At 50.7% G+C, this 18,415-nt stretch carries 9 protein-coding genes and 1 riboswitch; of the genes, 2 read left to right on the plus strand and 7 right to left on the minus strand.

The window, feature by feature from the left end; genetic code table 11:
* Positions 1–126: 126 nt before the first annotated feature.
* The 4 genes from thiO to C0068_RS10600 form a co-directional block, all read right to left on the minus strand.
* The gene (gene thiO, locus C0068_RS10585) at positions 127–1,221 is read right to left on the minus strand and encodes a glycine oxidase ThiO (RefSeq protein WP_103684467.1); all 1,095 of its coding nucleotides are present in this window, start codon (positions 1,219–1,221) and stop codon (positions 127–129) included.
* On the minus strand, positions 1,212–1,466 hold the full coding sequence (locus C0068_RS19465; RefSeq protein WP_146047876.1) for a 2-dehydropantoate 2-reductase N-terminal domain-containing protein: 255 nt from the start codon (positions 1,464–1,466) through the stop codon (positions 1,212–1,214). Before C0068_RS19465 ends, thiO begins: the two co-directional genes overlap by 10 nt.
* A gap of 38 nt (positions 1,467–1,504) precedes the next feature.
* A complete protein-coding gene (thiC, locus tag C0068_RS10595; protein WP_103684468.1) occupies positions 1,505–3,418 on the minus strand; it encodes a phosphomethylpyrimidine synthase ThiC in 1,914 nt (637 codons plus the stop codon).
* 115 nt (positions 3,419–3,533) lie between these two features.
* Positions 3,534–3,648: riboswitch (TPP riboswitch) on the minus strand.
* Positions 3,649–3,841: 193 nt separating this feature from the next.
* The gene (locus C0068_RS10600; protein ID WP_103684469.1) at positions 3,842–4,945 is read right to left on the minus strand and encodes an OmpA family protein; all 1,104 of its coding nucleotides are present in this window, start codon (positions 4,943–4,945) and stop codon (positions 3,842–3,844) included.
* 282 nt (positions 4,946–5,227) lie between these two features.
* Here C0068_RS10600 and C0068_RS10605 point away from each other — a divergent pair, with 282 nt between their 5' ends.
* The gene (locus tag C0068_RS10605; protein ID WP_103684470.1) at positions 5,228–7,099 is read left to right on the plus strand and encodes a tandem-95 repeat protein; all 1,872 of its coding nucleotides are present in this window, start codon (positions 5,228–5,230) and stop codon (positions 7,097–7,099) included.
* Between the two features lie 15 nt (positions 7,100–7,114).
* Positions 7,115–7,657, plus strand: a complete 543-nt coding sequence (locus tag C0068_RS10610) for a hypothetical protein (protein ID WP_103684471.1) — start codon at positions 7,115–7,117, stop codon at positions 7,655–7,657.
* Between the two features lie 206 nt (positions 7,658–7,863).
* Here the strand turns inward: C0068_RS10610 and C0068_RS10615 are convergent, their stop codons facing one another.
* From C0068_RS10615 to C0068_RS10630, 3 genes are all read right to left on the minus strand, one after another.
* The gene (locus tag C0068_RS10615; protein WP_103684472.1) at positions 7,864–8,061 is read right to left on the minus strand and encodes a DUF6447 family protein; all 198 of its coding nucleotides are present in this window, start codon (positions 8,059–8,061) and stop codon (positions 7,864–7,866) included.
* Between the two features lie 847 nt (positions 8,062–8,908).
* Positions 8,909–15,673, minus strand: coding sequence for a Calx-beta domain-containing protein (locus C0068_RS10625; RefSeq protein ID WP_103684474.1), 6,765 nt, complete (start codon positions 15,671–15,673; stop codon positions 8,909–8,911).
* A 1,216-nt stretch (positions 15,674–16,889) separates the two neighbouring features.
* Positions 16,890–18,311, minus strand: coding sequence for an MBL fold metallo-hydrolase RNA specificity domain-containing protein (locus C0068_RS10630; protein WP_103684475.1), 1,422 nt, complete (start codon positions 18,309–18,311; stop codon positions 16,890–16,892).
* Between the last annotated feature and the right edge of the window lie 104 nt (positions 18,312–18,415).

An 18,415-nucleotide genomic window follows, 5' to 3' on the forward strand; every position in this document is an offset into this window, starting at 1 on the left:
GTCCGCGCCCATTTTACCCTGCACCCAAAATTCCGACTTCCGACTTCCGATTTCCGATTTCCGACTTCCGACTTCCGACTTCCGACTCAACGACTCAACGACTCAACGACTCAACGACTCAACGACTCAACGACTCATCATCGCCAAAGCTGTTTCTACAACATAGGGGCTTAGCAAGTAGCCGTGGCGATACAGTCCGTTCACTACAAGTAAGCCCTTTGTGCATTTAATTTCTGGCAAATTATTTGGCATCGCTGGGCGGCAGTGGGCGTAGGCGTGTAGCAATGTCGCCTCGGCGAAGCCGCTGTGTACGCTGTACAAGGCTGACATTAACTCTAGGCTTGAGCGCACTGTTACGGGTTTCATGGATTCGCTTTCAATCTCGGTTGCGCCAATCACATAGCGATTTCCTGAGCGTGGCGAGATATATAATTTATAACGCGGATGCATGAGTCGCACCGGCCGCCTTAAATTGACTTCTGGCGCGTGTACCCATAACACTTCACCACGAACACCGCGCAAATCTGGGAGCTGATTTTTAGCCCCCATACCGCGACTGTCGATTGCCCAATCAAACTCGTAGGTTTTATTTTCTAAAACTATTTTGCCTGCCTCAACGCGCTGAACTTCGCTGTATTCATGCCACTCACCACCGAGCTGGCTAATCGCCGTTTCTAAAGCTGACAACAGCGCACCGTTGTCGAGGTAGCCCTCCTCCGCCAAAAACAAGCCACCGCGATAGCGCTCCGCCAGCTCAGGCTCTAAGTCGGCTAAGCGCCGTTGATCAATACGTTCAATATTGTATTCGCAATCCGCGACCTTGCTGCGCAACTGCTGCTCAAAATGATTTAAGCTAGATTTATCCAATTCATGCGCCACCACCACACTGCCTTCGGCGGCAAAATCAACATGCTCGCCTGTTAGATCCTTTAGCGGCGCCAATTCCTGCGGCCACCAGTTTAAAGCCATGCACCCCCAATCAAACACACAGCGCTCAGCGCTAAGCACTTCACTGTATGGCGCCAACATAGACGCCGCTACCTTTGCCGCACTGAGTTCGGCTGCGCGACTGCCGCGATCAAACAAACTAACGCGATGACCTTGGCGCAGTAACTTCCATGCCAGAAGACGACCGAGAAGGCCTGCGCCGGCGATACCGATTTTGAGCGAGCCGGATGTCCGACGTCTGACGTCCGACGTAAGATCTGTGCCTACTGCCATATTTTTACACTGACCCCAATTATTCTAAGCACTTCGCTGTATGGCGCCAACATCGACGCCGCTACCTTTGCCGCACTGAGCTCGGCTGTGCGACTGCCGCGATCAAACAAACTAACGCGATGACCTTGGCGCAGTAACTTCCATGCCAGAAGACGACCGAGAAGGCCTGCGCCGGCGATACCGATTTTGAGCGAGTCGGATGTCCGACGTCTGACGTCTGACGTAAGATCTGTGCCTACTGCCATATTTTTACACTGACCCCAATTATTCTTTGCGTCAGACCTCAGACGCCCGACGTCTGACTAGAAAGATATATCTCACTACCCAGCTCTTTGAACTCTGCGGATTTCTTCTGCATTTCCACTTCTAGTTCGTCGGACTCGAGTTTGGCTGCGTAGTCACGGACGTCTTGGGTGATTTTCATTGAGCAGAATTTTGGCCCGCACATGGAGCAGAAATGCGCGACTTTGGCGGATTCCTTCGGCAGGGTTTCGTCGTGGTAGGCGCGGGCGGTATCTGGGTCTAGCCCTAAGTTAAACTGATCTTCCCAGCGGAATTCAAAGCGGGCTTTGCTTAGGGCGTTGTCTCGCAGTTGTGAGCCGGGGTGTCCTTTTGCTAAGTCCGCGGCGTGAGCGGCGATTTTATAAGTGATGATGCCGGTTTTTACATCGTCTTTATTCGGCAAGCCCAAGTGTTCTTTTGGGGTAACGTAGCAGAGCATGGCGCAGCCGTACCAGCCGATTTGCGCGGCACCGATGCCAGAGGTGATGTGGTCATAGCCTGGCGCGATGTCGGTCGTTAATGGCCCAAGGGTATAGAACGGTGCTTCGTCACAGTGCTTGAGCTGTTCCGTCATGTTTTCTTGAATCATTTGCATGGGCACATGACCGGGGCCTTCAATCATCACTTGTACGTCGTGCTTCCACGCCCGTTTTGTCAGTTCACCCAAGGTTCGCAATTCACCAAATTGCGCCTCATCGTTGGCGTCAGCCACCGAGCCTGGACGCAGCCCATCGCCTAGCGAGAAGGACACGTCGTAGGCTTTCATGATCTCGCAAATGTCGTCAAAGTGGGTGTATAAGAAGTTTTCTTTGTGATGCGACAAACACCACTTGGCCATGATGGAGCCACCACGCGACACAATTCCCGTCACGCGTTTTGCGGTCAGGGGTACATAACGTAAAAGCACACCAGCGTGGATTGTAAAATAATCCACGCCCTGCTCCGCTTGCTCAATTAATGTGTCACGGAAAATTTCCCATGTTAAATCTTCGGCAACACCATCAACTTTTTCTAGGGCTTGATAGATGGGTACTGTGCCAACAGGCACCGGCGAATTGCGCACTATCCATTCACGGGTTTCATGAATATTTTTGCCGGTGGACAGGTCCATCATGGTATCTGCACCCCAACGAATTCCCCAAGTCAGTTTGGCGACTTCTTCTTCAATAGAAGAGCCAAGCGCCGAGTTGCCAATATTGCCGTTTACCTTCACCAGAAAATTGCGGCCAATAATCATCGGTTCCAATTCTGGGTGATTGATGTTGGCGGGAATAATTGCACGGCCTCGAGCGACTTCATCACGCACAAATTCAGGGGTAATTTGCTTTGGAATACTCGCACCAAAATCATTACCGGGATGTTGAAAGCCCAGTTCACCAAAGGACTCCCCCGCTTCTTTAGCCGCCGCCAAGGCCATGTTTTCGCGGATCGCAATGTATTCCATTTCTGGGGTAATAATACCTTTGCGGGCGTAATGCATTTGGCTAACATTTTTACCCGCAATGGCGCGGCGTGGCTTGCGCTTTAAGTCAAAGCGCAATTGCTGCAAGCGCAAATCAGCGGCGCGTTGGCGGCTGTATTCAGAGCTATCGCCGGCCAGTAGCTCAGTATCTTCGCGGTCAATAATCCACTGTTCGCGTATTGCCGCCAGCCCTTTGCGAATATCAATATTTGCCTTGGGATCGGTGTAGGCACCAGAGGTGTCGTAAACCCGCACCGGTGGATTTGGCTCCAAACGGGTAGCGCCGTCACTGGTTTGTACTGGGGTTGGGGTGAGCTTAATTTCACGCATCGGCACTTGTATATCGGCACGACTGCCCTGCACATAAATTTTAGATGAACCCGGCAGTGGCTCAACAGACGCGGCATCAACTTGGGCGGTATCACGCAGTAATGGATAGTCAGACGAACTCATGCTCTTTCCCCTTTTTGCGCCAAAACGCGCGCAGCGTTAGACGATAGCGTTGAAATAAGGCCAAAGGAGAAGAACGAGATCGGTTCTCAGATTTATAAATGCGCAGGAGAACTCCCGCTGAGAAGATCTTGTTTCCTACGCTGGCATTATCCAGATCAGGTAATACGGGATTCGAAAACGATCTCAGCCACATTGCACAAATATTTGCGCGGGCACCCCGACAAGAGCAGTTAGTGTACGGTTAAGTGATTTACCTAGCAAGAGATACAGAACAGCTGCTTTCTCGATCGAGGGTATCCGCTCCGCAATCACAAGCAACAGCGAAAATCACTAATTAGCCGTTAGCAGAAACAACAAACCCCAGTAAATACTGGGGTTTGTTGGCAATCCGGCGGCCCAATGGACCGCCTTCAAATTCAGACCTTACTCAACAGTTTCAGCCTGCATTACCGCAATAACGCGGCGGTTCGCAAGACGGCCTTCTGCTGTTTTATTATCAGCAATCGGACGCTCTTCACCGTAGCCCACCGCACTCAAACGGTTAGCGGCAATACCATAATTACTGATCAGCGCATTGCGAACAGCATCAGCGCGGCGCTGAGAAAGCTGTTTGTTATATGCGTCTGGGCCAGTACTATCAGCATGCCCCTCAACTACAGCGCTAACACCAGCAAACTGCTTCATAAAGTCAGCGACTTTTTTCAGCTCACCAACGTAAGCAGCCGGAATAGCGTCAGAATCATAAGCAAAGTTAATCTCTAGCTTAATGCTCTCAGTGTGCTTAAGTACAAACTTACAACCATACTCGTCGACTTGACGACCAGCAGGTGTATTAGGGCACTTATCCTTGTAATTAGGCACACCATCACCATCGTCGTCTAGTGGGCAGCCATTACGATCCACATTCACACCGGCAGGTGTGTTCGGGCAGCGGTCATTAGGATCAACCACACCATCACCATCAGTATCTGCTGGCGCCACAGCGGGACTACCACTGCGAGCAAAGACGTAGCTCAAACCAATAGACACGACACCACCGACGTGGTCACTATCGTCATCTAGCAAGTAACGAGCATCGGTACGGAGTGACAAATTCTCGTTAAAGGCATAGCGGAAACCGCCACCAAAGTTGTATTGGGTGAACTCATCTTCGTCATCGAGAGGGTTGTTATCATACTTAATAACAGCCGCACCTACGCCAGTCGCCAAATAAGGCACAAAGTCACTATTAAAATTAAAGTAACGCAGTAAACTTAGGCTACCGGAGATAAATTCACCATCGAGCGTTGCGTTGTTATCTTCGTTTTCTGGTTCGCTGTAAATAGTGGTTACTTCAACCCCCCAATCGCTGTTCAGCTTCGCTTCCACACCAATCACAGCAGCAATGGCATCATCAAATTTCTGATCACTATCAAAAATATGGTAACCAAGCCCAGAGTTAAAATACCACTCCCGCTCTTGAGCGAAAACACCTGTGGTTGCCGCCAGCGAGCCCAATAGCATTAACGCACGTCCAAAATATTGCATAGCATCCCCTTATTTTTTCATTTCTAATTTAATGTAGCGTCACAAATTCATAGCAATGCTAACTTTACACTCTATCGTACTAGTAATAGCAGCAAATTTTACGTCTTGGTTAATAATTCCCCAAATTAGCGCGGTATTCCACCATCAAAGCCCCCTTAAAGCTCAAAATAGTGATTTGCTAGGCCGCAACAAGCATCATTACATTTTTTTTGCTATTATCTCCCGCAATTTAATTGGCGTAAACACAGTAAGTAAAACCTCTTTACGCCTTGCGGAGACACTATGGACACGCCAACTGATAATCAGCAAACCCTGCAAACCAAAGAAGGCCTGCCACTTGAACTCGCCGCCGCCAGCCAAACAAATGCTACAGGCGCTAACATCGACGATAACGATGCTCTAACACGCAAAAAAGAACAAGACCTGCAGGACGACGAAAAGCCAGAGGAGTCGCCTGCCAACCAAGACGCCATAGCAGACGGCGCCAAAGGCAATATCAACCCCGAACAGCTAGACAGCGAGTACACTCGCCCACGCCCAGTAAGTGACTACTTAAAAGATGACGACAGCTTGCCCGGCTGGGTATGGACCCTCGCAGGCGTGACACTTATCGGCGGGCTTGATGCCCTTGATGACGGCGATAGCAACGATAGTGACAACACACCAAACAATACAGCGCCACAATTTAGCAGCAGCACATTGGCACTCGACCCCATAGAGGAAGACGGCAGCGCCACATTTACTCTTGATGTAGAAGATGCCGACGGCGATAGCCTCAGCTTTAGTAACAGCAACCCCTCCCACGGCACAATCACTCAGGGTGACCAAGACGAGCAATTCATCTACACGCCAGACGACAATTTTTTTGGCGACGACTCATTCATCATTTTAGCTCGCGACCCATCAGGCGCCACCGATTCCATTACGGTGTCAGTTACCGTCACCCCGATCAACGACGCCCCACAAGTAGAAGCCAGCCAAGAGCTGGGCACCAAAGCCGGCATCGCCTTAGCATTTGATGTCGACGCCACAGATATTGAAGAAGATCCATTGACATATAGTGTTGGCGAAGGCGACAACGCCCCGCAAAATGGCACGGTCGACGTCGTAAACTCAAACGGCAACTTCACCTACACCCCAAATGAAGGATTTATTGGCGAAGACAGCTTTCAAATTATCGTCAGTGACGGCGACAAAGAAAGCACGCAGACCGTTACCATTAACGTACGTGGCACACAAACCGCCACCGCGGACGACGTGAGCGTTTATGAGGGCGCCGAGAATACCACTGCCATGGTATTCACCATCAACATAGATAGCGCCCTAGCAGAAGACATTATATTGAACGTCAGCAAAACTGGCGGTACCGCAAGTGAAGATACAGACTTTTCCACGCTGACCGATACCGTCACTCTGCTTGCCGGACAAACCTCTGTTGACTACGTCGTTAACATTATTGGCGACACAGAAAATGAGGGCGATGAAACACTGGAGCTGAGCTTTGACAGCTCACAGCTCGCCGCCCCTCTCTCAGTAACTGGCACTATTATTAATGATGATCCCCAAACCGTACTAACGTTAAATAGTAACGATGATAGCGGCACAAGCAATGACGACGGCATCACTCAACTACAAGCTCTCACCTTAACGGTCACTAGCGCAACCGGCGCAAACGTAGAGATTTTTGCTAATGAGCAATCCCTAGGAATGGCCACCGAAGACAGCGAAAACCCCGGCACATATCATTTCTTAACAACGGAACTAGACGAAGGCAGCTACCTGTTTAGCGCTACCGTCACTCAAAGCGAAAAGGAACCGGTCAGCTCTGCCCCAATTTCAGTTACGGTTGACCTTAGCAAGCCAACACTTACTGAGTTTAACGCCAGTGCCGACGATGACACAGTCACCCTCACATTCTCTGAGGCGGTTGATTTCTTAGACGCCACCGGCATCACGTTTCAACAGGATGACACTGACATTGCCGCCGTACTAGATAGCGTAGAAGGCAATACCGCAACCTTCAGCTTCGAAACAGACCTAGTTAGTGGCAGCCTCATTGACGTAGCGATCGCCGACAACAGCGTTAGCGACCTAGCCGGCAACCTCTTAACCGCTATTGAATTTGCGGCCGATCCAAATGCCATTACTGTATAGAGCACACGTATTATCATGCGCACAACCGTAGTTAATATGCCCGAAACCGCCATACAACTGGGGCGGTTTCGTACGGAATACGACCCAGTCGAAGACCGATTACGACTTATTGGAGAACCGATAGAAAAAGATCGGAACACGGTATCAATCTGGCTGACTATGCGCCTCACTGCGCGCCTTGTGCCACATTTGGCCAAAGCAGTACACGGGCCAAAATTTCGCGCATCTGAACACCCCTCTGCTCTCCATAGCTTTGCCCAGTCCGCGGCAAGCAGTGCCATACAACCCACAACCGCACCCATTGCCCCCGCCCAATCCGGCGTTCATTTTCTACCCGAGAGCCTTAACATAACCACTCGCAACAATACGCTAGTTGTCGATTTTATAGACCAACAGCAAAATAGAATTCAACTTCCATTACCAAACCTGATGATACGACAATGGCTGAGTATATTATTAGCCAGCTTTAAAAAAGCTAACTGGCCACTGAATTGTTTTCCCGAGTGGATTGACCCCAACAAAATCACGGCATCGGGCAACACAAAAGCCATTCACTAAAGGCCATTAACAGCAACACAAGGTTTACTTTACTAGTGCTATCGTGGCCGATAGCAACAATATACTTGAATCGATGCCTTTGATTTACAAGGACTAAAAGATGGAGGGGGATCAAAAGTGGGGAATGGAGCCGAAACGAATTAAAATCTTCTGAAAATACTGCCGATGAAGGGAGTAGGGAGCCAACACCAGCAGCAAAAAACCATTTACTTAGGCAAATTTTCCGCCAACACTTTAGCATAGCTGTTGCGGGCAGTCTGCAACATCGCCAGCTCTTGCTGAACAGATGCGATTTTCTGATCTGCTACGCGCAGATTCATCAACTGATTTTTAGCCGCATCATTCAAAGAATCTAACGGATACTCATTACCATCAATAGTCACTTTTTGAGCTTGTTCAGCCATTTTGTTTAATCTCCAAGTAGAAACGATAAAATTTTAGCCGGCAGAATATAACATGCACCGAGCCATGCCGTAAAAGACATACCGTGTATATTGTGACCGTCAGCTATTTTTCAAGGCTTCCTCATAATTTTTTTCCGAGTAATTGCCAGCGGCCTCCTGCAAAATCACCGTACCATCAAGGAGCGGGCGCCTAACCGCGATGTCTTTGGTGGGGTATTGTGCGTAATTCCATCGGCCTCAGCGCGGCCTCCTACAAACAATAAGCCAGCGGCCTCCGACAAAATCACCGTACCATCTTGCGTAGGAGCGGGCGCCGACCGCGATTGCCTTGAACGACGTCCGAGCGTAATTCTTTCGGCCTCGGCCAAGGTGAATTGCGGCTTTATCGCAAGAGAAGGTGGCCTGGGCCAGCGGCCTCCTACAAGACAAGAAAGCACGGCCTCCTACAAAACCAACCAAACCCAAGGAGCGGGCCAGCCCAGGCTGCCCTCTCTTGCTGCGCAATTCACCTTGGCTGACCGCGATTGCCGCGAACGAGGTTTTGCGCGTAATTCTTTCGGCCCCAGGCAAGGTGAATTGCGGCTTTATCGCAAGAGAAGGTGGCCTGGGCCAGCGGCCTCCTACAAAATCACCGTACCATCTTGCGTAGGAGCGGGCGCCGACCGCGATTGCCGCGAACAACGACCGCGCGTAATTCATCGGCCTCAGCCAAGGTGAATTGCGGCTTTATCACAAGAGAAGGTGGCCTGGGCCAGCGGCCTCCTACAAACAATAGGCCAGCGACCTTCTACGGGCAAAAAAAAGCCCCCGACCTTTCGGTCGAGGGCTGGTATCGAGCCACTGCGGATTAGATAACTTCGGTAATTCCGGTGATCATAAAGGCATCTTGGTCGGGCAATTGCACAATTGATGCAACGCCGTCGAGAAGAATAGAGCCACCCATATCGCCATCATCCCAGCTTAGCAGGCCGCTGACGCCGTCGAAGAGCACACCTGATAGCACGCCGCCTAGCACATCCACAAGACTACCCAGCAGGCCGTTCGTAAGATCCTGACCACCTATTGTGTCGGTGACACCATCCAGATCGATAATGTCTCCCACATTCAGGTCGTTGAGGGTTGAGCCACTATCACTATTGGCTAGCAATGCAACGATATCCACGGTTTCATCGGCATAGTTGTCGAGCACGTCATCCGCAACTAAGTTCGCGACTGTATCGGTGATCGCACTCGCCGCTGTATTGCCCCACAGATCATCAAGAGCTGACAAATCCGCGATAGATGCAATATCAGTAACCAACACATCAACACCTGTATCTTGGAATGGCAGTGCATCCAAAGAGCCCAAGTTCGCCAAGGTGTCAGCAATGCCCGAGGTGCTGTAGTCCACATCGCCCCAGAGTGCATCGAGACCTGTCAGTTCGGCAATGGTTGTAACGTCAGTAACGATGGCGTTAACAGCAGGATTGTCGAATGCGGAATCCATATTGAGATTCGCAAAGGTGTCGATAACCCCTTCAGGGCTGTAGTCGACGTCTCCCCAAAGCAGATCCAAAGACTCCAGTTGCGCAATGGTCGCGGGATCAATAAGCATCACGTTAACCCCAGTGTTCTCATAAATAGAGTCACTGGCCTCGTCGAGGTTTACCACCGAATCCAAGATAGACAGCGCATCGTAGTCAACGTCGCCCCACAGATCGTCAGTATCACTTAGCTGTAAAATGGTAGCGATACCGGTAACAGTGACGTCGACACCAAGGTCATCGAAATTCGAATCACTGCTCTCATCAACATTGTTAATGTCGTCAATCACACCGGCACTGTAGTCAATCACACCGCTTGTCAGCGCATCAATAGCATTTAGCTGAGCAATGGAAGCCGGATCCAACACCCGCACATCGTAATCACCGGCTGGGTATTCCAACAGATTGGCCGCGGTATCGGCAACCAAGGTCGCAAGCTGTGAGTAAAACTCATTCAATGTAAGCGCCACACCACCAAACTCAAAGCTGGTGTTAGCACCAGGGTTGCTAAGCTGCATACCAACGCCAGAATTGATCAGCTCGGCAAGAGCGTCAGCAAGGGGTGCACCATTTTGGTCCACAACCGTTACAGAGTGCGGTGAGTTACCATCAAAAATGAGGCTGCCACCGTTGGCTGCCAATTCCGCCAATTGAGCTGCGGAAATGATCATATTGGAATGCACTACAATGTTTTCAATTTCTGAGACCGTATCGTTGTCCTCATCGATATCGATCAAAGACATATCGAAACTGCCATACAGGTGCAGAGTATCGATATCATCACCACCAAAAACGCTGTCACCGCTGTTCACTTCCGTCGCTGTGCGAACACTAGTGAGCTCGTTGTAATCCAGCACATCGGCAATGTCCACTGACACAACACCCGCACCAGCGAGTTGGTAAGCGTCGCGATCATCAGCGGTAATCTCACCCACCAACACAAATATATCGTCACCGGCACCGCCGTTAAGCGTATCGGCTCCCTGACCACCGCGAATCAAATCGGCGCCGTCGCCGGCATTAACAACAAAATTCACATCGCTAGCGGCAATACTGCTGGCGGAGCTAATTACGTAGTCGTTAGGCGCGGTAATGTCACCATCACCATTAGCGTCAATAACCAACTGATCATCGCCGCTGGCGTAAAAGCCATCACCAATAATCGCGGCACCACCGGTACCCTGCAATTGGTTATCGCCTTCGCCCACTGTCGCAACCTGACCGAAGGAGCCAAGATTAATCACATCATCGCCAGCACCGCCCTGCAAGTCCAACTCAATAACATCACTGCCAGAAACAAAGTCTGTAATGGTATCGGTCTGAGTGCCGTTAGACTCGGCGGCTGAACCATAATCAAAGGTATCAGCACCGGCACCGCCAGTTAGGCTATCGCCCTGCGTGCCGCCGACCAGAATATCGTCACCCGCGCCGCCATCCAGCGCGTCAACCCCTGCGCCACCATCTAGGCTATCGTTTCCAGCATCACCAAACAGTGCGTCCGCACCGCCAAGACCCGCTAAAATGTCATCCCCTGCGCCACCGCTGAGCGAATCATCTTCGATACCACCAACGATTACGTCATCATTAGCCGTACCTATTACACTCAACTCCGCGTCTAACTCCCCGCTGCCATCAAAATCCAGACCACCGGTACTGCTGTCGTCATCGTCATCAGCAATAGCAGAGGCATCTACTGTTAACGTGGTCGCGTTCCAATCATCGTCAACAATAACCGAAATGGCATCGTTATCGTCGTCGTCGCCATCGGCATTGCTGGTGTTATCTAGCAGTACAATGCTGTCAACTTCGCCTTCGTCAACCTGCAAATCCAGCTCGCCAGCATCGGCCACGCCGTCACCATTTTGAACGACAGACTGATCTCCGGCCAAATCAGATACCGTTGCGGTCACTGTTACACTGGCAGCCACTTCACCCGTATTTTCAAACAACAGCGCTGCGCCACTTTGGGTAGCAAGACGGACATCCAGATCGATCAAATCGACATCAGCGTCGGAGTCCTGACTTTCAATAGTCAAGGTCATGGCTGCTTCTTTGGCACTGGCATCAATCAGCAAGTTGTTTTCAAAATTTTCACCGATAGTCAAATCACTGACCTGAGCCAGATCACCGGTGAACAATATGGCCTCCAAACCGGTAACTTCCTGCGCCGCCTCATCGAGCACGATCACATTGCTACCAGCGGCATCCGGGCCATGGACTCCATCAGTGCTCACTTCAAGCTCTTCTATTGAGCTTAAGCCTTCAAACACGTCGTCGTCGGTGTTGCCGTTAAGCACTGCATTAGTAGAACCCAGATCGTTGTCGGCACTGACAACCAGACGGTCACGACCTTCGCCTGCGGCAATAGTGTCTGCCTCGTCAGTCGCATCAATAGCGTCAACATCCGCCGCCACATTCGGTGCGTTCAAGGCGTCATCAACGCTATCGTCCGCGCGCACGGTATCGGCGTTCATATAAAAAACATCGTCGCCCGCGCCAGTGCTGATGTGATAATTGTTTTCAGCGCTGACCGCCAAAAGCACGTCTGCACCACCAAGAATCGAAATAGCATCAGCGGTCACGTCATCGGCAATAATCACTGTATCGGCTTTACTGTTGTTGATAGTCAACGACGTATCAACCGAGACCGAGCCTTCAAGGTAACTATTGCTATGACCGCTATCGCCAAAGCCGTTGAAATCAAAGTAATGGGAATTACTGTCGTTCAAATTCAGCACCACATGCTCAATCAGCATATCGTCGTCATCGGTCGCACTGGCGGCATCACCAATCAAATCAGTAGAGGTTTCACCCACCTCCAATGACAAATCAAAAGCGCCGCTATTCGCGTCAATATTCAGCGTAAACGTATCATCGTCACTGCGCGCATTGTCACCGTCTACATACAGGTAAACATCTACATCGTAGTCATCTTCCAGCGCATCATCGGCATTCACGCCTGTTGCTTCATTGGCCAGTAAGTTGATCGCGATATCTTCACGTACATTGTGAAGACCGAAGTACACTTCGCTACCCGCTTCGTAAATTTCTTCCGTTGGGTCTTGCAGTAAAGCCTGCTCCTCACTGATCAGATTGATCACCGCAAGGTCGCCGTCAAAGCGTTTTATATCGGCAAAAATTTCGCCATCGTCTTCGTCGTCGTCATTTTCAACTACGCCATCGACATCCGTTGCGGTTGCATTATCAATTTGATTCGCGATCACAAAATTTGCGGTTTCAATGCCGGTAATCATGGCATTGGCGTCTTCTTCGTTCACGCTTAAGGTCGCGACATTGTCAGCCACACTTGCGGCAGCCACTTCTACGTAATCGAGCGCCACAACATTCAGCACATCATTACCTTCACCGCCGCGCAGCTCTGCATCTGCCCCCAGCAAGGTGGTATCGTCATTGCCACCGGTGGTATCTGCCTGCAAAAAATTGGCTACGTCGTCGCCCGCGCCCAGATCAACCACCGCGCCTAACTCATCAACCGCACCAAGGCTATCAACCTCACGGAACAAGCCGGCCACTGTCTGAGTGCGGCTATCGCCCTCAAGAACGGTTTCATCAAAGGCATTTTCAACGGTAAAGCTGTCATTGCCAGCCCCCATGTCCACTAGGGCATTTTCACGCAAATACCCAGCAATAACCGTGTCGTTACCTGCCCCGGTCAATACAGAACTGGCCACGGTCAGATAGGTGTCGTCGTTATTGCTGTCGGTCAGATCGCCATTATCCCAATCTTCACCATTGCGCAGGCCGTCAAAGTGCACAAAGTCATCACCGTCGCCGGTATCAATGCTGGCAGCGCTAACGTCGTCAAAGCCACTATTATCAACTTCGTTATCGTCGGAATAGGTCGCATCTAGATCATCAACAAATACACTGTCGGAACCTGCACCCGTATTAATACGTGTCACACCCTCAAGGTCGCTATCCACTGACACTAAATCGTCGCCAGCACCTGTAAATATATCTCCCGCCAAATCGGAGTAGACCGCAATCTCGTCATTACCTGAACCAGAAGTGACCGACACATCTATATCATTTCGTGCAGCCGCACTGCCGCCAGAATTATTGCCATCAGCACCACTCTGGAGGCTTAAACGTAGGTTGCCGGTCATCGCCGCACCAGCTACTGTTAATGTTGCGCTACTCATGTCGCCATCGAGGCCGTCAATATCGACATTGCCAGCACCGGAAACGGTTAACAATTGAAGCTCTTGCGTGCTGATACCATCGTTCCCCGGTGACAGCACAAAGTCTTCATCCATTGCAATAACCACATCGGCATTCGCAGTTAGGCTAATAAACTCAGCGCCATCTGCTTCCAACCAGTTCAATTCCAAATCGTCGTTTGCAGTTATATTAATACTTTGATCAGTGCCTGAAAGCGTATCTTCCTCAACATTGGCGCTGATATACAGCGCGTCAATATTGGTCAGACTGGTTACTTCGACATTAACTACCTCAAAACCATAACCCTGATCTTCACCAGAATCGCCGCCTTCGGTAATAGCCAGCTCAGTAAGACGCACACTATTCAATGTTAGCGCCAGTGTGTCATCGTTAGCTGTGAGCACATCTTCGCGATAATCAAATTCCAACACGCCATCGCGGGTGGCATTGGTCACACTCAAAGAAGTTGTTGAGGCATCCAGGTCCTGCATAGAAACTTGAGAGTTATTAGCGGTAATCCGTGTCACATTCAGGGCGCGCAAGCCAGTGGCATCCTGAAAATTAATACCTTCAACGGTTTGACCGGTAACCGCAACATTGACAGTTTCAATACCATTCAGCGTTGGCGTAATGAGGGCTTCTGCGTCGTCGTTAACTGAACCCAAAGTCACATTTAACGTTGGGTTATCGCCCAAACCATTAAGCACATCCTCGTCCTGCAAGGTGTTAACAAAGTCATCACCGCCGGGAGTAAAATCTGGACTAGAATTAAAAATATTTGCATTGCCCAGATCGTCATTTACCGTGAGTTCAAATACATCCGTGGGCGCGGTGGGGTCAATATCATTTTCTACAATGGTGCCTACAGCATCGACTGAGCTGGTGAGCTTTTCACCGGTTAAACGTATTACGACCGTCTCGTTACCTTCTACCAACAAGTCGCCGTTCACAGTGATTTTTACCGTGGCGGTAGTTTGACCATTGGCGAATGTAACAGCGCCGGCCTCTTCAACATAATCATCCTGAGGCGTCGCTGAACCAGTTTGCAGGGTTTCATAATTAACAACGACCGGGCCAGAAGCTGGGCGATCAAGACTAATAGTGTAAGTCAGCAATACCGCATTGCCATCACCTTCGGTTACTGAGGGACTATTCGCGGTAAGTGTGTACACATCTGTGCTTGGGTCTACATCGTCATTGACGATAACACCTTCGGCAGTAATAGCCGTCTCAAGGCGACCTCCAGTGACAGATAGCACCACGGTTTCGTTACTCTCAAAATCGGTATCACCTAGAGTAGTAACATTGACCAGTGCCACGGTCTGACCCGGAGCAAAGGTTACCTGAGTCGCAACGGGAACATAGTCGTTACCCTCACTTGCGGTACTGGTCGCCGCCACTGTTTGCACGTTAAAGGTGACCGCTTCATTCAATGGCTCAGACAAAGTCAGGGTATAGGTCAGTACATTACCTTCGGTAACGCTAGGCGAATTCAGCGTTAAACTGACACTCGCAGCCTGTCCGCCGCCACCGCCACCACCACCGCCACTACTCGCCGCCGCAATGACACCGGCAGTCAGTAGACCTCCGCCTATTAGCCAACCGGTAGAAATGCCTGCAGACGATCCACTTGTTCCACCACTGCTTTCTGCCCATACATCGCTTTGACTACTCACAACATCCATTGGCGCAACCATGGCCGCGTCTGAATTCAAAGCCGCCAGCAATACGCCACCACCAGCATCAACTACTAATTCCTCCTCCAGACGTTGCTTTTCATTCTCTGAGTCAAAAGCATCGTCCTTAGACACGCCTGTATCCAGATCCTTTAACAACGCTAAGGGGTCAAGCTGGATATCAACACTGCTGTCGGCGTTGTCCTGAGAAGGGTTATTCATATCTTTCATACTGCTCTCCTGCTGCATGGTGTCGCTATTTGGAAACGACGAAAAGGGTGCTATCAAGTTCGTAGCCATCGAAGGCCGCTATTTTTGAACAGGACTAAGGTGAAATCAGACACGCTATTTCCCCTCTGCCTCAGTGAGTAGCGACATAAAAATATCGCCCCGCTTTACACCAGTGCATAAACTGCGCTTACGACACAGCTGACCTGTTATCCAGCAAGGAGTATAGGCAGCTGAACTTTTCAATTAACTAAGTAGATACCACTATAACGTGCAAATTATGGTGTGAACCGTCATAGTTCGGGGAGAAATTGCTACAACTTTTAGCAGTGGGGAAAGTGAATTGCGGCGTCCTACAAGACCAACCAAGCGTAGGAGCGGGCCAGCCCAGGCTGCCCTCTCTTGCTGCGCAATTAACCTTGGCTGACTGCGATTGCCGCGAACAATGCCCGAGCGCTATTCCATCGGCCTCGGCGCGGCCTCCTACAAGCGAAAAAGATAGCCTAGACCGGCGACCTCCTACAAAATCACCGTACCATCACGCGTAGGAGCGGGCGCCTGACCGCGATAACCTCGGGCAACAGACCGAGCGTAATTCGATCGGCCTCAGCGCGGCCTCCTACAAGCCAAAAAAGATAGCCTAGACCGGCGACCTCCTACAAAACCACCGTACCATCATGCGTAGGAGCGGGCCAGCCCAGGCTGCCCTCTCTTGCTACGTAATTCACCTTGGCTGACTGCGATTGCCGCGAACAATGCCCGAGCGCTATTCCATCGGCCTCAGCCAAGGTGAATTGCGGCTTCATCGCAAGAGAAGGTGGCCTGGGCCAGCGGCCTCCTACAAGACCAACCAGCGTAGGAGCGGGCGCCGACCGCGATGACCACGAACGACGTCCGAGCGTAATTCCATCGGCCTCGGCGCGACCTCCTACAAGACCAACCAGCGTAGGAACGGGCGCCGACCGCGATGACCACGAACGACGTCCGAGCGTAATTCCATCGGCCTCGGCGCGACCTCCTACAAGACCAACCAAGCGTAGGAGCGGGCGCCGACCGCGATTGCCACGATCGACAATCCGAGCGTAATTCGATCGGCCTCAGCCAAGGTGAATTGCGGCTTTATCGCAAGAGAAGGTGGCCTGGGCCAGCGGCCTCCTACAAGCTAAAAGAATTGGCCCGGGTCAACGAAACCACCCAGCACTGACCTTGATTTAGTTCATCAAGCCGGCACAATGACATTGCGAGCTAGGCGCTCATTAAGGATAGCGGCTTTTAATATATTCTTTGCATCATCATCGCCATGCACAATGCGGACGGTATCGGGCTTTTTACGCATTCGGCGAATAAAATTAAGTAGGTCCTGCTGATCGGCGTGTGCCGAATAGCCACTAATCGTTTCTACTCCGGCGCGTATGGTGTAGCGTTCACTATCAATGTCTACATAACCTTGGCGCGGGCCGTATTGTTGTATATCTCTGCCCGGGGTACCTCTAGCTTGGTAACCTACAAACAATATATTGTGGCTGGGATCTTCTAACATGGCTTTTAGATAGTTCATTATTCTACCGCCAGCACACATACCGCTAGCCGCTATGATAATGGCCGGCTGTTTGGTTTGAGTGAGTCTTGCCACCAATCGCATGTGGCTGTCGTGATCATCCACTGTAATGAGCTGCTCAAAACTAAGGGGGTGACGACCACGCCGTACACGAGATTTTGCCTCATTGTCCCAATACTGGTTTAGCTGTCGATACACATTGGTAAATCGGCTAGCCAAGGGCGAATCAACTATGATTGGCAACTGATGCCAAGGGCTACCGCTTTCGCTGCGCCGACGCTGTTGATGGATAATACCTTCTATTTCATAGAGCAATTCCTGTGTACGACCGATGCTAAACGCGGGAATAAGCACACTCCCGTCATCCCGTAACGCCGCTTCGATTGTCTTTTGCAAAGCCTGGGTTCGCTGTTTACGATGGTGGTGCTGGCGATCTCCGTAGGTACTTTCTATGACGAGCTCGTCGCAACCCGAGGGCGGGTGCGGCGCATACAACAACGGAGTATGGGGTGCGCCAAGGTCACCAGAAAAAATTACTCGGCGACGGGTGCTATGATCATCCTGTACGTCACACTCCACGTACGCCGACCCCAAAATATGCCCCGCCCGCTGTAAGCGAATTCGCAATTTATTATCTATCACGCTCTGCCATTCACCGTAGTTCAATGGCCGAATTTGCTGGCGAATATAGCGCATAAATCGATCAATCAGTGTCGCATCGCGAGTGACCCCAACCTTCAATGCATCTTCCAAAACTAAGGGCAGCAACTTTGCCGACGGACACGAGCAATAGATGGGACCGCGAAAACCAGCGGCGATTAAATAAGGAATACGGCCGACGTGATCAATATGTACATGGGTTACGACCAAAGCTTGAACAGTGCTTAGATCAAACTCAATAGACAAATCATTGCCGCTCCGCCCTTGGGGTGAAGTCTCTGCACCTTGGAATAAGCCGCAATCAATTAAAATTGAATGCAACGGCGAAGCAAATAATTGGTGGCAAGAGCCAGTTACGCCATTCACCGCTCCGTGATGAATGATATTGGCCGTGGCGTTAGCCACGTATGACATAGCGCTCATTGTTCTGATCCTTCAGAGTTTTATCCGTGTTCGTTCTTATATAGCCCCTTATTAGCAATTTGTGAAGTGATCGGCACCGACCGCGATAACCACGGACAACAGAC

This window comes from Zhongshania marina, assembly GCF_002915595.1.
Taxonomy (GTDB): domain Bacteria; phylum Pseudomonadota; class Gammaproteobacteria; order Pseudomonadales; family Spongiibacteraceae; genus Spongiibacter; species Spongiibacter marinus_B.

What these genes read in the sequence shown, in the direction of transcription:
- thiO (WP_103684467.1), bottom strand. Translation starts at nt 1,221, where the DNA reads ATGGCAGTAGGCACAGATCTTACGTCGGACGTCAGACGTCGGACATCC.
- C0068_RS19465 (WP_146047876.1), bottom strand. Translation starts at nt 1,466, where the DNA reads ATGGCAGTAGGCACAGATCTTACGTCAGACGTCAGACGTCGGACATCC.
- thiC (WP_103684468.1), bottom strand. Translation starts at nt 3,418, where the DNA reads ATGAGTTCGTCTGACTATCCATTACTGCGTGATACCGCCCAAGTTGAT.
- C0068_RS10600 (WP_103684469.1), bottom strand. Translation starts at nt 4,945, where the DNA reads ATGCAATATTTTGGACGTGCGTTAATGCTATTGGGCTCGCTGGCGGCA.
- C0068_RS10605 (WP_103684470.1), top strand. Translation starts at nt 5,228, where the DNA reads ATGGACACGCCAACTGATAATCAGCAAACCCTGCAAACCAAAGAAGGC.
- C0068_RS10610 (WP_103684471.1), top strand. Translation starts at nt 7,115, where the DNA reads ATGCGCACAACCGTAGTTAATATGCCCGAAACCGCCATACAACTGGGG.
- C0068_RS10615 (WP_103684472.1), bottom strand. Translation starts at nt 8,061, where the DNA reads ATGGCTGAACAAGCTCAAAAAGTGACTATTGATGGTAATGAGTATCCG.
- C0068_RS10625 (WP_103684474.1), bottom strand. Translation starts at nt 15,673, where the DNA reads ATGAAAGATATGAATAACCCTTCTCAGGACAACGCCGACAGCAGTGTT.
- C0068_RS10630 (WP_103684475.1), bottom strand. Translation starts at nt 18,311, where the DNA reads ATGAGCGCTATGTCATACGTGGCTAACGCCACGGCCAATATCATTCAT.